General features: G+C 67.7%; 13 protein-coding genes. 10 read left to right on the forward strand and 3 right to left on the reverse strand.

The window, feature by feature from the left end:
- The first annotated feature begins 16 nt into the window (after nt 1–16).
- The 9 genes from AC3RCC_RS03405 (at nt 17) to ccoS (ending at nt 8,976) form a co-directional block, all read left to right on the forward strand.
- Complete coding sequence (locus tag AC3RCC_RS03405; RefSeq protein WP_291633820.1) at nt 17–664, forward strand: helix-turn-helix domain-containing protein; 648 nt, start codon at nt 17–19, stop codon at nt 662–664.
- A 270-nt stretch (nt 665–934) separates the two neighbouring features.
- Complete coding sequence (gene ccoN / locus AC3RCC_RS03410) at nt 935–2,602, forward strand: cytochrome-c oxidase, cbb3-type subunit I (RefSeq protein ID WP_465247459.1); 1,668 nt, start codon at nt 935–937, stop codon at nt 2,600–2,602.
- Between the two features lie 12 nt (nt 2,603–2,614).
- Nucleotides 2,615–3,385: a cytochrome-c oxidase, cbb3-type subunit II gene (gene ccoO / locus AC3RCC_RS03415; RefSeq protein ID WP_291633824.1), complete on the forward strand. Its 771-nt coding sequence runs from the start codon at nt 2,615–2,617 to the stop codon at nt 3,383–3,385.
- Nucleotides 3,386–3,393: 8 nt separating this feature from the next.
- Nucleotides 3,394–3,552, forward strand: a complete 159-nt coding sequence (locus AC3RCC_RS03420) for a cbb3-type cytochrome oxidase subunit 3 (RefSeq protein WP_291633826.1) — start codon at nt 3,394–3,396, stop codon at nt 3,550–3,552.
- A gap of 3 nt (nt 3,553–3,555) precedes the next feature.
- Entirely contained in the window at nt 3,556–4,440 is an 885-nt protein-coding gene (gene ccoP, locus AC3RCC_RS03425; protein WP_492257588.1) for a cytochrome-c oxidase, cbb3-type subunit III, read from the forward strand.
- Between the two features lies 1 nt (nt 4,441).
- On the forward strand, nt 4,442–5,878 hold the full coding sequence (gene ccoG / locus AC3RCC_RS03430; protein ID WP_492257589.1) for a cytochrome c oxidase accessory protein CcoG: 1,437 nt from the start codon (nt 4,442–4,444) through the stop codon (nt 5,876–5,878).
- A gap of 159 nt (nt 5,879–6,037) precedes the next feature.
- The gene (locus AC3RCC_RS03435; RefSeq protein ID WP_291633832.1) at nt 6,038–6,559 is read left to right on the forward strand and encodes a FixH family protein; all 522 of its coding nucleotides are present in this window, start codon (nt 6,038–6,040) and stop codon (nt 6,557–6,559) included.
- 3 nt (nt 6,560–6,562) lie between these two features.
- Nucleotides 6,563–8,770 carry a heavy metal translocating P-type ATPase gene (locus tag AC3RCC_RS03440; RefSeq protein ID WP_492257590.1) on the forward strand — a complete coding sequence of 736 codons (2,208 nt, stop codon included), beginning with the start codon at nt 6,563–6,565 and terminating at the stop codon, nt 8,768–8,770.
- Nucleotides 8,767–8,976: a cbb3-type cytochrome oxidase assembly protein CcoS gene (gene ccoS / locus AC3RCC_RS03445; protein WP_291633835.1), complete on the forward strand. Its 210-nt coding sequence runs from the start codon at nt 8,767–8,769 to the stop codon at nt 8,974–8,976. Before AC3RCC_RS03440 ends, ccoS begins: the two co-directional genes overlap by 4 nt.
- 216 nt (nt 8,977–9,192) lie before the next feature.
- On the opposite strand, the gene AC3RCC_RS03450 is transcribed toward ccoS, so the two are convergent.
- On the reverse strand, nt 9,193–11,112 hold the full coding sequence (locus AC3RCC_RS03450) for a hybrid sensor histidine kinase/response regulator (RefSeq protein WP_492257591.1): 1,920 nt from the start codon (nt 11,110–11,112) through the stop codon (nt 9,193–9,195).
- A 16-nt stretch (nt 11,113–11,128) separates the two neighbouring features.
- The gene (locus AC3RCC_RS03455) at nt 11,129–11,884 is read right to left on the reverse strand and encodes a Crp/Fnr family transcriptional regulator (protein WP_492258739.1); all 756 of its coding nucleotides are present in this window, start codon (nt 11,882–11,884) and stop codon (nt 11,129–11,131) included.
- Between the two features lie 141 nt (nt 11,885–12,025).
- On the opposite strand from AC3RCC_RS03455, the gene AC3RCC_RS03460 reads away from it, so the two are divergent.
- Entirely contained in the window at nt 12,026–12,757 is a 732-nt protein-coding gene (locus AC3RCC_RS03460) for a response regulator (protein ID WP_452118402.1), read from the forward strand.
- A gap of 32 nt (nt 12,758–12,789) precedes the next feature.
- Here AC3RCC_RS03460 and AC3RCC_RS03465 read toward each other — a convergent pair whose 3' ends face one another.
- Nucleotides 12,790–13,461, reverse strand: a complete 672-nt coding sequence (locus AC3RCC_RS03465) for an HAD family hydrolase (RefSeq protein ID WP_291633854.1) — start codon at nt 13,459–13,461, stop codon at nt 12,790–12,792.
- Nucleotides 13,462–13,484: the final 23 nt, after the last annotated feature.

Raw genomic sequence — 13,484 nt, forward strand, 5'->3', positions numbered from 1 at the left:
TTGCGGCATTCGCCCGATGAGCATCTGCGCCTGCCTGGCCTACGACGAGCTCGCTCTGCTCGATGCGCTGGCACACCCCGTCACCTTCGGTGCCAAGGAAACGCTGTTCGTTCAGGGCCAGCCGGCCGAGGCGGTCTACAACATCACCGGCGGCACGGTGCGGCTCTACAAGCTCCTGCCCGACGGGCGCCGGCAGATCGTCGGCTTCGCCCTGCCCGGCGACTTCCTCGGCCTGGCGATGCGCGACGCCTTCGGCTTCTCGGCCGATGCGATCGAGACCGTCACCGCCTGCGCCTTCCCCCGCTCGGCCTATTCGGCGCTGGTCGACGCCAAGCCGCATCTGCTGCGCCGCCTGCACGACTATGCCACGCATGAGCTGACGCTGGCGCATGAGCAGATGCTGCTGCTCGGCCGCCGCAATGCCGAAGAGCGGCTGGTCTGCTTCCTGCTGACGATGCGCGAGCGCTGGACGAGGCTCGGGCGCTCCTCGGCGACGGTCGAGCTGCCGATGAGCCGGCAGGATATCGCCGATTTCCTTGGACTGACGATCGAGACGGTCAGCCGAACCTTCAGCAAGCTCGCCAAGAGCCGCAAGATCCTGATCGTGCCCGATGGCGTGCGTCTGCTCGACATCGAGGGCATGACGAATCTCGCCGCGGCCTGAAGACTCCATCGCCCAAGGGAGATCGCGCCGGTCGGGCCTCTCCGGCGGGATGAATGCGTTGCGGCGGCCATTGGCCTGCCGCGGCGTTTCGCTGCGGTGCAAAATGGCCGCGAGCCTGGCGCCGACTGGCGCCGTTCCTTCGAAAAACATCAGTATCCTCAGGCGCTGCACGGTCAGTTGATCTGTATCAAGGCCGAGCGGCGCGCGCGGGAGTAACCCCCTCGCTGGGCGGCGTCCGTGTTGCGCTGCAGCGAGAAGAAAGGGTGTCGCATGGCGGCGATAGGCTATCCGATCCGGCGGGCCACGGTAGGAGAGATAGGCGGGATGGTGATCGCGGCCGCGGCCGTGCTCCCGCTGATCCTGATCGCTGCCATGACCGAGGACCGTGGGTACGCTTTCCATGCAGCCCTCGGGGCGCTGGCGGCGCTGGTGTCTGTGTTCCTGATCGCGAACCGCTGCTTCCGGCCCGGTCAGGTGCCGGCGCCGCAGGAGATCGGCGGCCGGCCGAACTACAATATGGATCCGGTCAAGTTCGCGACCGTCGCGGCGATGGTCTGGGGCATCGCCGGCTTCACCGTCGGGCTGATCATCGCCCTGCAGCTCGCCTTCCCCGACCTCAATTTCGACCTGCCCTGGATCAATTTCGGCCGGCTCCGGCCGCTGCACACCTCGGCGGTGATCTTCGCCTTCGGCGGCAACGTGCTGATCGGCACCTCGTTTTACGTGGTCCAGCGCACCAGCCATGCCCGCCTCGCCGGCGATCTCTCGCCCTGGTTCGTGGTGCTCGGCTACAACCTCTTCATCGTCATCGCCGGCACCGGCTATCTGCTCGGCATTACGCAGAGCAAGGAATACGCCGAGCCGGAATGGTATGCCGATCTCTGGCTGACCGCGGTCTGGGTCGTCTATCTCCTGGTCTTCCTGGGGACGCTCGCCAAGCGCAAGGAGCCGCATATCTATGTGGCGAACTGGTTCTATCTCGGCTTCATCCTGACCATCGCCGTCCTGCATGTCGGCAACAACCTGGCCTGGCCGGTCTCGGTGCTGTCGCCGAAGTCCTATGTGCTCTGGTCGGGCGTTCAGGACGCGATGTTCCAGTGGTGGTACGGTCATAACGCCGTCGGCTTCTTCCTGACCGCTGGCTTCCTGGCGATCATGTACTATTTCGTGCCGAAGCGCGCGGAGCGGCCGGTCTACAGCTACCGGCTCTCGATCATCCACTTCTGGGCGCTGATCTTCCTCTATATCTGGGCCGGCCCGCACCATCTGCACTACACCGCTCTGCCGGACTGGGCGCAGACGCTCGGCATGACCTTCTCGATCATGCTGTGGATGCCCTCCTGGGGCGGCATGATCAACGGGCTGATGACGCTGTCGGGGGCCTGGGACAAGCTGCGCACCGATCCGGTCCTGCGGATGATGGTCGTCTCGCTCGCCTTCTACGGCATGTCGACCTTCGAGGGCCCGCTGATGTCGATCAAGGCGGTCAACTCGCTGTCGCACTACACCGACTGGACCATCGGCCACGTCCATTCCGGCGCGCTCGGCTGGGTCGCCTACATCTCCTTCGGCGCGATCTACTGCCTCGTGCCCTGGCTGTGGAACCGCAAGGGTCTGTATTCGCTCAAGCTGGTGAACTGGCACTTCTGGATCTCGACCCTCGGCATCGTGCTCTACATCTCGGCGATGTGGGTCTCGGGGATCATGCAGGGCCTGATGTGGCGGGCCTATACCCCGCTCGGCTTCCTCGAATACTCGTTCATCGAGACGGTCGCGGCGATGAAGCCCTATTACGTGATCCGTGCGATGGGCGGCGGCCTCTTCCTCGCCGGCGCGCTGATCATGGCCTTCAACCTCTGGATGACGGTGAGGAGCGACGCGGTCGGCGCGTCGCAGCGCGAGCCCGCGCCCGATCCGCAGCTCGTCCCCGCCCAGTAAGGAGCCTGTCCCATGTCGAGCCTCGACGCCCCCAAGCAGGCGCCGCGCCAGTCGCTGTGGTCGAAGCACAAGATCTTCGAGACCAATTCGATCATCCTGGTGATCGGGGTGCTGATCGTGATCTCGATCGGCGGACTGGTCGAGATCGCGCCGCTCTTCTATCTGCGCAACACGATCGAGAAGGTCGAGGGCATGCGGCCCTATACGCCGCTGGAGCTCGCCGGCCGCGCGATCTATGTGCGCGAGGGCTGCTATAACTGCCACAGCCAGATGATCCGGCCGCTGCGCGACGAGATCGAGCGCTACGGGCATTATTCGCTGGCTGCGGAGAGCATGTACGACAAGCCGTTCCAGTGGGGCTCGAAGCGGACCGGGCCCGACCTCGCCCGCGTCGGCGGCAAGTACTCCGACGAATGGCAGCTCGCCCATCTCAACCGGCCGCGCGATCTCGTGCCGCAGTCGATCATGCCGGGCTATCCCTTCCTGGCGAAGACCGAGCTGAACTACAGCGACATCGCCAACCATCTGCGCGCCAACCGTGCCGGCGGCGTGCCCTATACCGACGAGATGATCGAGGACGCGAAGCGCGATCTCGAGGCGCAGGCGACGCCCGACCATCCGCGCGCCGCGGAGCTGGAGAAGCGCTATCCGAAGGCGCAGATCCGCGATTTTGACGGCGATGCCCAGAAGATCAGCGAGGCCGATGCCCTGATCGCCTATCTGCAGGTGCTCGGCACGCTGGTCGACTTCAAGCTCTACGACGACAAAGCCAACATCCGGTGAGCACCGTCATGACGACATCGACCTATGCCTGGCTCGCCCATTTCGCCCAGTCGACCGGGGTCCTCTATTTCATGGGCCTGTTCCTGGCGATCTGCGCCTACGCCTTCTGGCCGAGCAACCGCGCCCGCTTCGAGGAAGCGGCCCGCACCCCCCTGCGGGAGGACTGAACCATGGCGGACCACAAGAGCACGCCGCAGATCGACGCCGCGACCGGCCAGTCGACCACCGGCCATGACTGGGACGGCATCCAGGAGCTGAACACGCCCTTGCCGCGCTGGTGGCTCGGCATCTTCTACGCCACGATCATCTGGTCGATCGGCTACTGGATCGTCTACCCGGCTTGGCCGCTGGTGACCGACGCGACCAAGGGCGTGATCGGCTATGCCTCGCGCATCGAGATCTCCCAGGACCTGGCCCTGATGAAGCAGGAGCGCGCGGTCCAGTCCAAGGGGCTGACGGAAGCCTCCTTCGAGCAGATCAAGGCCAATCCGGAGCTGTTCCGCATCGCCATGGCACAGGGCAAGGCCGCCTTCGGCGACAATTGCGCCGCCTGCCACGGCGTCGGCGGCGGCGGAGCCAAGGGCTATCCGAACCTCAATGACGACGACTGGCTCTGGGGCGGCTCCTTCGCCGAGATCCAGAAGACGCTGGAGCACGGCATCCGCTTCGCCGGCGATTCCGATACGCGCGTCAGCCAGATGCCGGCCTTCGGCCGCGAGAAGATGCTGGACGCCGCGCAGATCCGCGCCGTCGCAAACCATGTCCGGTCGATCGCCGGCCTGTCGACCGAGCCGAAGGCCGACCTTGCCGGCGGCGCCAAGCTCTTTGCGGACAACTGCGCCGCCTGCCATGGCGACCAGGGCAAGGGCAATCGCGAAATGGGGGCACCCGACCTGACCGACGCGATCTCGCTCTACGGCATGGACATGGCGTCGCTGACCGAGACGATCGCCAACAGCCGCAACGGTGTGATGCCGGCCTGGAACCAGCGCCTCGACCCGACGACGATCAAGGCGCTGACCGTCTACGTGCATTCGCTCGGCGGGGGTCAGTAAGATGTCAGCTGCCGACGCAGACGACCTGCCACTCTTCGCTCCGTCGAAGAAGGTCTATCCTCAGAGCGTCTCCGGCCCTTACCGGAGAGCGAAATGGGGCATCCTGGTTCTCTGCCTCGGCATCTACTACCTGCTGCCCTTCCTGCGCTGGGACCGCGGTCCGAATCTGCCGAACCAGGCGGTTCTGGCCGATATCGCCAATAACCGCTTCTATTTCTTCTTCATCGAGATCTGGCCGCAGGAGGTCTACTACTTCACGGGGCTGCTGATCCTGGCAGCCTTCATGCTGTTCCTGATGAATGCGGTCGCAGGCCGGATGTGGTGCGGCTATCTCTGCCCGCAGACGGTCTGGACCGATCTCTTCCTCGTGGTCGAGCGCTTCTTCGAAGGCGACCGCCGCGAGCGGATCAAGCGCGACGAAGCGCCCTGGTCCTTCGACAAGGCCTGGCGCAAGACCGCCAAGCACACGATCTGGCTGGTGATCGCCTGGTGGACCGGCGGCGCCTGGGTGCTCTACTTTGCCGATGCGCCGACCCTGGTGAAGGAGCTTGCGACCTTCACCGCGCCGCTCTCGGCCTATGTCTGGATCGCGATCCTGACCTTCACCACCTATACGCTGGCCGGGATCATGCGCGAGCAGGTCTGCACCTATATGTGCCCCTGGCCGCGCATCCAGGCGGCGCTGACCGATGACGACGCGCTCAACGTCACCTATCGCTATGATCGCGGCGAGCCGCGCGTCTCGATCAAGCAGGCCCAGCGCCTGCGCAGTACCGGCGCGCCGGCCGGCGATTGCATCGACTGCAACCAGTGCGTCGCGGTCTGCCCGACCGGGATCGACATCCGTGACGGGGCGCAGATGGACTGCATCCAGTGCGGGCTGTGCATCGACGCCTGCAACATGGTGATGGCCAAGGTCGGCTATCCCGCCGGGCTGATCGCCTACGACACCGACGACAACGTCAAGCGTCGGCAGGCCGGGCAGAAGCCGGTTTACCGGCCGATCCGCGCCCGCACCCTGACCTATGCCGCGCTCATCCTGGTGGTCGGCAGCGCGATGATCTACCAGCTCGCGACACGCCAGATGGCCGATATCTCGGTTCTGCACGAACGCTCGCCGCTGTTCGTCAAGCTCAGCGACGGCTCGATCCGCAACAGCTACACCGTCCGCCTGCTCAACAAGCGGCCGGAGGCGCGGCCCTTCGCGCTGACGGTGTCGGGGCCGGCGGGGGCGCGCATCGAGGTGGTCGAGGCGCAGGCGACGGCGGATCCGCGGCCGATCGTGACGGTCGAGGCCGACAGCTCGCGCGAGGTCCGCGCTTTGGTCACCGTGCCGGCCGATGTCCATCTCGACAAGTCGCAACCGATCACCATCACCGCCTCGGATCTCTTCGCCGGCGAAGTCGTGCGGGCCGAGGATCACTTCATGGCGCCTTAGCGCCGAACTTCCTCGGGCGGGCGCGCAGTCGGCGCCGGCCCGAGGCCCGATCTGATCGGGATCAAAGCGTTGAGGCAGGGTCCATGCGAAATCTTCGCTCCGAGGCTTTCCCGTTCCTGCCCTAGCGAGAGCTCCATGTCCTGCTGCGGAGGCTTTGCCATGCCGATCGACCTGCCAGCCCTGCCGCCGGCGCCTCGCGCGCCGTTCAGGCTCAGCGGCCGCTTCGTGCTCTTCGCGATGATCGGCTTCTTCGCAGTGGTCGCCGGGGTGAACGCGGTGATGATGACGATCGCGATCCGGACCATGCCGGGCGTCGACGTGAAAAGCGCCTACGAGACCAGCCAGCGCTTCAATCAGGAGATCGCCCGGATGCGGGCGCAGGGCGAGCGTGGCTGGCATGTCGATGCCGACCTGCGGCGGGAAGGCGGTGCCGAGGTGGTGGCCGTGAGCTTCGCGGACAAGTCCGGGCAGCCGGTCGTCGGGCTGTCCGTCGATGTCAGGCTGGAGCATCCGGCGCGGCGCGGCAGCGACCGGCAGGTCGTGCTCGCCGAGATCGCGCCCGGGCGCTATCAGGCGCAGCTGTCGGACCTGCCCGCCGGAGCCTGGACACTGGTGCTGAGCGCCCAGCGCGACGGCGCCGCCGTCTTCGACACCCGCAGCCGCGTGATGCTGAAGGACTGAGCCATGGCTGAGGGCCAGGACCTCTCGATCTTCGTCCGGCACGGCACTGGCGGCGTCGCCGGCATGGAACTCGCCGTCGACGGCATACGCTGCGCCGGCTGCATGCATGCGATCGAGCGCGGCCTGGCCGGGCAGTCGGGCATTCTGAGCGCGCGCGTCAATCTCGCCCTCAAGCGCGTCACCGTCGAATGGCGCGAGGGGGCATTGCGGCCGGAGGCGGTGATCTCCGGCCTCGCCGCGCTCGGTTTCAAGGCCTATCCCTTCCTGCCGAGCACCGAGCGCGAGGCCTCGCAGCAGGAGGACAAGCGGCTGCTGCGCTATCTCGGCGTCGCCGGCTTCGCCTCGATGAACATCATGCTGCTGTCGGTCTCGGTCTGGTCGGGTACCGGCAACGACATCAATCCGGTCACCCGGGATTTCTTCCACTGGCTCTCGGCGCTGATCGCGCTGCCGACGGCGGCCTATGCCGGCCGGCCCTTCTTCGAGAGCGCGCTGCGGGCGCTGCGGGCCGGCGCCGTCAACATGGACGTGCCGATCATGCTCGGCATCGTTCTGGCGCTCGGCATGTCGGTCATCGTCACGCTGAACCATGGCGAGCACGCCTATTTCGACGGCGTGGTGATGCTGATCTTCTTCCTCCTGATCGGGCGCTATCTCGACCAGCTGATGCGGCGGCGCACACGCGACCTCGCCGGCAATCTCGCGGCGCTCAAAGCCGAGACGGCGACGAGGCTGGCGGCCGACGGCAGCAGCGTCATCGTGCCGATCGCCGCGATCGCGCCGGGCGATCTCGTGCTGGTGCGGCCGGGCGAGCGGGTCAGCGTTGACGGGCTGGTCGAGGCGGGAGCCTCCGATCTCGACCAGAGCCTCGTGACCGGCGAGACCGCACCGGTCTCGGTCGCCGCCGGCGGGCGTGTGCATGCCGGCACGCTCAATCTCTCGGGCCTGCTGACGATCCGGGTCGAGGCGGCCGGTGCGGGGACCCTGCTCTCGGAGATCGACCGGCTGATGGCACAGGCGGTCGAGAGCCGCTCGCGCTATGTCCGGCTCTCCGACCGGGCGGCGAGGCTCTATGCCCCCGTCGTGCATGCGACTGCGCTCGCGACCTTCCTCGGCTGGATGCTGTTCGGCCTCGCCTGGCACCAGGCGCTGATCATCGCGATCACCGTCTTGATTATCACCTGCCCCTGCGCGCTCGGTCTCGCGATCCCGGCGGTGCAGGTCGTCGCCGCGGCGGCGCTGTTCCGGCGAAAGGTCATGCTCAAGCAGGGCGATGCGCTGGAGCGCCTCGCCGAGGTCGACACGGTGGTGTTCGACAAGACGGGAACCCTGACCCTGCCGGAACCCGGGCTCAGCAATCGCGAGACGATCGACCCTGAAATCCTCGCGGCGGCCGGCGCGCTGGCGGCTGCGAGCCGGCATCCGCTGGCACGCCCGATCGCGGCCGCAGCCGGCGAACCGCGCCCGCTCGGGACGGTGCGCGAACATCACGGGCTGGGGCTGAGCGCCGTGGTCGACGATGTCGAGATGCGTCTCGGCAGCATAGCTTTCTGTGGCGCCGAAGCCGAAGCAGCGGCCGTGTCCGCAGCCTATCCCGCGGCCTCGCTGATCGCCTGGCGCCATGGCTCGCGCTGCGCCGTCTTCGCCGTCGACCAGCATTTGCGCCCCGACGCGGCGGCGAGCATCCGCGAATTGCGGGCGCTCGGCCTCGACGTCGTCATCCTCTCCGGCGATCGGGTCGATGCGGTCGCGCCACTCGCCGGCCAGCTCGGCATCGCGGCCTTCAAGGCCGGGCAGCGGCCGGACGAGAAGATCGCCGAGCTTGAGCGGCTGGCGGCCGCCGGCCGCCGGACGCTGATGGTCGGCGACGGGCTGAACGATGCGCCGGCCCTGGCACGCGCCCACGCCTCGATGTCGCCGATCAGCGCGACCCAGCTGGCGCAGGCCTCTGCCGACATCGTCTTCCTCGGCGAGGAGCTGGCACCGGTCGCAGCGAGCCTGCGCATCGCGCGCAAGGCGCGCCGGCTGATGGTGCAGAATCTCTGGTTCGCGGTGCTATACAATGCCATCGCCGTGCCGATCGCGATCGCCGGCTTCGCGACCCCGCTGGTGGCGGCGGTGGCGATGTCGGGCTCGTCCCTGGTCGTCACGCTCAACGCCTTGCGGGCCGGCCGCCAGCCGGCTGCCGCCAGTCACGGGAGCAACGCATGAACATCCTGATCGTGCTGATGCCGCTCGCGCTCGCTTTGGGGCTGACCGGGCTCGCGGCCTTCTTCTGGAGCATGCGCACCGGCCAGTACAGCGACATGGAAGGGCCGGGCTGGCGCATCCTCGACGATGACGACCTCGCCACGGAGCCGGTCGCGGCCGAGGCGGCGGCCGATCAGCGGGGCGCGGCTCCGCGGCAACGCTCGTAGGTTCTCTCGGAACCTCTCCGTCATCCCGGCCATAGCGAAGCGGAGCGCCGGGATCCATCGCAAAGCTCCGCAGCCCTATGATGAAGCCTGGAGCGGCGCCGCTCGCGCGGCTTGTCTGGAATGACGAGGCCGCTGCGCCGACGTTCGGCGGCCTTTCCCCATCTTTTCAATGAAAGCTCGGCTGACCGGCGCGCTCTCAGGCGGCGCCAGCGCTCCTCAGTCGAGCAATTCGCGAAGCCGCGTGGCCAGCTCTCGCGCCGTATAGGGCTTCTTCAGCCAGCCAGCCTCGGCGAGATCGCGCCCGGGGAGGCCGGGCTCGGCATAGCCGGAGGTGAACAGCACCTTGATCTCGGGCCGCAGCAGGCGCGCTTCCTTGGCGAGCTCGTCGCCGAGCATGCCGCCGGGCATGACGATGTCGGTGAAGAGCAGGCCGATCCCCGGATGCTCCCCGAGCAGCGTGAGCGCCTGCGCGCCGGTCGCGGCCTCGATCACGCGATAGCCCTCGGTTTCGAGCCGCGCGACGGCGACGCGCCGCACCCTGGCATCGTCCTCGACCACCAGGATCAACTCGCGGCTCTGCGGCTGGCTGGCCGGGGGCGGCGCTTCCTCCGGCGGTGGCGCCGGATCGGGTTGAGCCGGCACGGCGGCCGGCAGGAAGAGCTGCAGCGTCGTGCCCTTGCCGAGCACGCTCCGGAGCTGGAGATCGCCGCCGGACTGGCGGGCGAAGCCATAGACCATGCTGAGCCCGAGCCCGCTGCCGGCGCCGACGCTCTTGGTGGTGAAGAAGGGCTCGAAGGCGCGCTGCTGCACCTCGGCGCTCATGCCGAAGCCGGTATCGGAGACGCTGAGCAGGACATAATCGCCGATCCGCAGTTGCGGATGGTTCTGGGCATAGTCGGCATCGAGCCGCGTGCGCGTGATCTCGACGGTGAGACGGCCGCCGCGCGGCATCGCATCGCGGGCGTTGAGCGCGAGATTGAGGAGGGCGTTCTGCAACTGGGCGGTGTCGACCAAAGCGGTGTGGCCGGCGCCGGTCACAACCGTGCGCAATTCGATCGCCTCGCCAAGCGTGCGTCGCAGCAGGTCGGCGAAGTTCGAGACCAGCCTGCCGATATCGGTGAGCTTGGGCGTGAGGGTCTGGCGCCGTCCGAAGGCGAGTAGCTGCCCGGTCAGCTTGGCACCGTCCTCGGCGGCGTCCTGGGCCTCGCGCAGCAGCACGCCCAGCTCCTTGTCCTGCAGGCGCCGCTCGATCATTTCGAGATTGCCGCTGATCACTGTCAGCAGATTGTTGAAATCATGGGCGATGCCGCCGGTGAGCTGGCCGACCGCTTCCATCTTCTGGGCCTGGCGCAATTCCTCCTCCATCCGATGCCGGCTGGTCAGATCGCGGATGAAGCCGGTGAAGATGCGCTTGCCATTGGCAGCGGCCTCGCCGATGGCGAGCTCCATCGGAAAAGTGGTGCCGTCCTTGCGCTGGCCGGTGACGACGCGGCCGAAGCCGATAATGCGGCGCTCGCCGGTCGCGACATAGCGCGCGATGTAACCGTCATGCTGGTCGCGGTCGGGATTGGGCATGAGCATCCGGACATTGCGGCCGCAGACCTCATCGGCGGCGTAGCCGAACAGCTTCTCCGCCGCCTTGCTGAAGGAGATCATCTCGCCGACATCGTCGATCACGACCATCGCCTCGGGCACGGTCTCGAGGATCGAACGTAGATGCGATTCGCGCGCGGCGAGATCGTCCTGTGCGTATTTGAGGTCGCTGATGTCGATGTTCTGGGCGACGACCACCGGCTCGGCTTCCCCGTCCGGCAAGAGCACGACACAGCGGCTGGCGACGAAGACGGGCCGGCCGCTGCGATGGTTCTGCCTCAGCTCGCCATGCCAGCTGCCCTGTTCGCGCAGCTCATGGGAAATCGCCGCCGCCGCGCCCTCGGCGACGGTGCCGAGCAGTTCGCCGACATGGCGGCCGATGGCTTCCTCTGCGTCCCAGCCATAGAGCTGCGCGCAACCGGCGGTCCAGCGCAGGATCCGGCCGTCGAGCGCGTGGACGATCAGGTTGGCGCCGTCGAGGATCCGGACGAGCTCGTCGATGCTCTCCCAGCTCGTTCCGGTGGGGGGAATTGCTCTGGTCATCCGGCCTCGCGAGGAATCAATGGGGCCAGGCGGCCTGCCGGGCCGCGTCAGTGTCGCACGGCCGAATATCGGCCTGGCTGTCGGCGCCGGCAAGCCGGGCGAGCGTCGCCGGGCGGCGGATGGCCAGGGCATGGCGCCCCTCCGGCGCGATCACGCCGCGCTGGGTCAGATTGGTGAAGGTCCGCGAGACCGTCTCTATGGTGAGGCCGAGATGGTCGGCAATGTCGGTACGGCTCATCGGCAGAGGGATCGTGGTTGCCGGATTGCCGCCCTCGGCAGCGCGCTGCATCTGCCGCAGCAGGAAGCCGCAGACCCGTTCTTCGGCACCCCGGCGGGCGAGCAGCATCGTCTGCTCCTGCGCGGCGGCGACCTCCTCGCAGAGCGCGGCGATGAAGTCGCGCGTCAGGGCGGGCGACGCCTCGGTGAGGGCGCGGAAGCGGCAGCGTTCGATCCGGCGCAGCCTGACCTCGTTCACCGCCTCCGCAGTGGCCTGGCAATGCGCGTCGGGTGCGAGGCCGATGATGTCGCCCTCCTGCGCGAAGCCGACGATGATCCGGCGCCCGTCCGGCAGGATGCGGTACAGCCGCAGCACGCCCTTCAGCACCTCGAAGACATGCCGCGACCGGTCGCCCTGCCAGAACAGCGTCGCGCCGGGCTCGACGCTCTCGAGCGGCTGGCCCGAGAACAGGCCGTGCAGGCTCGGCACGTCCGGCGCGCCGGCAAGGATCGGGGCGCGCCCCGGCAGCTGGGAAATCGCACTTGCAATGATCATTGCCACCGTCTTCGCCTCCGATCCGATGGTGGCAATTGAACCTGCTCGCGTGACGCCGGAACGATGCGCGTGTTACCGTGCGTAGAGAATTGCAACGGATTGTAACAGCCTTGGCCCGCCCGCCTGCCGCCCGATCTTGCCATGGCTGAGCCGCAGAGCCGCGCCGAGCACATCCTCGTCGTCGACGACGACGCCCGAATCCGGCAGATGCTGATCCGCTATTTCGAGGGTGAGGGTTATCGCGTCAGCGCCGTCGGCGACGGCCGTGGCATGCGCGAGACCCTGCAGCGCGGCGGGGTCGACATCGTCCTGCTCGATCTCGTCCTGCCCGGTGGCGAGGACGGGCTGATGCTGGCGCGCGAGATCCGGGCCGGCTCCGACCTGCCGATCATCATGCTGACCGGCCGCGACGATGTCGTTGACCGGATCGTCGGGCTCGAGATCGGCGCCGACGACTACATTCCCAAACCGTTCCATCTGCGCGAGGTGCTGGCCCGGCTGCGGACGGTGCTGCGCCGGCGGCCGCGCGCCGAGGCGCCTGCGCCGAAGACCGATGGCGAGCTGATCCGCTTCGACGGCTGGCAGCTCGATCTGGCCCGGCGGCAGCTGCTCGACCCCGCCGGCGCCGAGATCATGCTGACCACCGGCGAGTTCGACATTCTCGCGGTCCTCGCCGGCCATCCCGGACGGGTGTTCTCGCGCGACATGCTGATGGAGCGCACCCGCGGGCGGATGCTTGAAGCCTTCGACCGGTCGATCGATGCGCAGATCGCCAGGCTGCGCAAGAAGGTCGAGCCCGATCCGAAGGCGCCGGCCCTGATCAAGTCGGTGCGCGGCGTCGGCTATGTCTTCACCGGCAAGCCGGAGGGCTGAGGTCTTCCGGCTGCCGCTGCGGCCGGTATCACTCAGCCTGTCGCGGCGGCCATCGCGCTGAGACCGAGCGCCCGTGCCAGGCCGGTCATGTCCGGCAGGACCGGGATCGCCGGCGGGAACGGGTTGGCGATGCCTTCGGCGACGATGCCGACGAAGGGCATGCCCATGCCCCGGGCGGCGTCGAATTCGGTGGTCGAATCGCCGATCGCGACCATGCGGCGGGGATCATGGCCATATTCGGCGGCGAGTGTGGCGAAGGCGGCGGGCTTCAAGGTCGGCGCGCCGATCACGCGCTGGAAGAAATGGCGCAGGCCGCGGCGCTCGACGATCGCCTCGAGCTCCTCCTGGGGCGTGCCGGAGACCAGATGCAGCGGCAGGCGCTGAGCGATGTCGTTCAGGAAGTCGAGAGCTCCGGGGATCAGCCGGCAGGCGACGACTTTCTCATAGACGATGGTGCGGTAGCGTTCGGCCAGTGCCTCGATCCCGGCCGGGTCGGTCTGGCGACCGAACAGCGCCGCCTCGAAATAGCGGAACTTCTCGCGTCGGCTGACGCCGCCATGGGCGTGGTGATAGCGGTCGATGGCGGCAAGCTGCTCCGGCGTCGCGTCGGCATAGACGTCCTGGAAAGCCTGCGATTTGATCGCGACGGAGTCGACGATGACCCCGTCGAAATCGAAAACGATGCTCACTGGCACGAGCTGCATGTCGTCTTCCGCTCCCTTGCGCG

Source organism: Allobosea sp. GW823-FHT01F03 (genome assembly GCF_058798075.1).

Coding starts and splice junctions, on each gene's coding strand:
- AC3RCC_RS03465 (WP_291633854.1), bottom strand. CDS start 13,461: ATGCAGCTCGTGCCAGTGAGCATCGTTTTCGATTTCGACGGGGTCATC.
- AC3RCC_RS03405 (WP_291633820.1), top strand. CDS start 17: ATGAGCATCTGCGCCTGCCTGGCCTACGACGAGCTCGCTCTGCTCGAT.
- AC3RCC_RS03450 (WP_492257591.1), bottom strand. CDS start 11,112: ATGACCAGAGCAATTCCCCCCACCGGAACGAGCTGGGAGAGCATCGAC.
- AC3RCC_RS03460 (WP_452118402.1), top strand. CDS start 12,026: ATGGCTGAGCCGCAGAGCCGCGCCGAGCACATCCTCGTCGTCGACGAC.
- AC3RCC_RS03455 (WP_492258739.1), bottom strand. CDS start 11,884: ATGATCATTGCAAGTGCGATTTCCCAGCTGCCGGGGCGCGCCCCGATC.
- ccoS (WP_291633835.1), top strand. CDS start 8,767: ATGAACATCCTGATCGTGCTGATGCCGCTCGCGCTCGCTTTGGGGCTG.
- ccoP (WP_492257588.1), top strand. CDS start 3,556: ATGGCGGACCACAAGAGCACGCCGCAGATCGACGCCGCGACCGGCCAG.
- ccoN (WP_465247459.1), top strand. CDS start 935: ATGGCGGCGATAGGCTATCCGATCCGGCGGGCCACGGTAGGAGAGATA.
- AC3RCC_RS03420 (WP_291633826.1), top strand. CDS start 3,394: ATGACGACATCGACCTATGCCTGGCTCGCCCATTTCGCCCAGTCGACC.
- ccoO (WP_291633824.1), top strand. CDS start 2,615: ATGTCGAGCCTCGACGCCCCCAAGCAGGCGCCGCGCCAGTCGCTGTGG.
- AC3RCC_RS03440 (WP_492257590.1), top strand. CDS start 6,563: ATGGCTGAGGGCCAGGACCTCTCGATCTTCGTCCGGCACGGCACTGGC.
- AC3RCC_RS03435 (WP_291633832.1), top strand. CDS start 6,038: ATGCCGATCGACCTGCCAGCCCTGCCGCCGGCGCCTCGCGCGCCGTTC.
- ccoG (WP_492257589.1), top strand. CDS start 4,442: ATGTCAGCTGCCGACGCAGACGACCTGCCACTCTTCGCTCCGTCGAAG.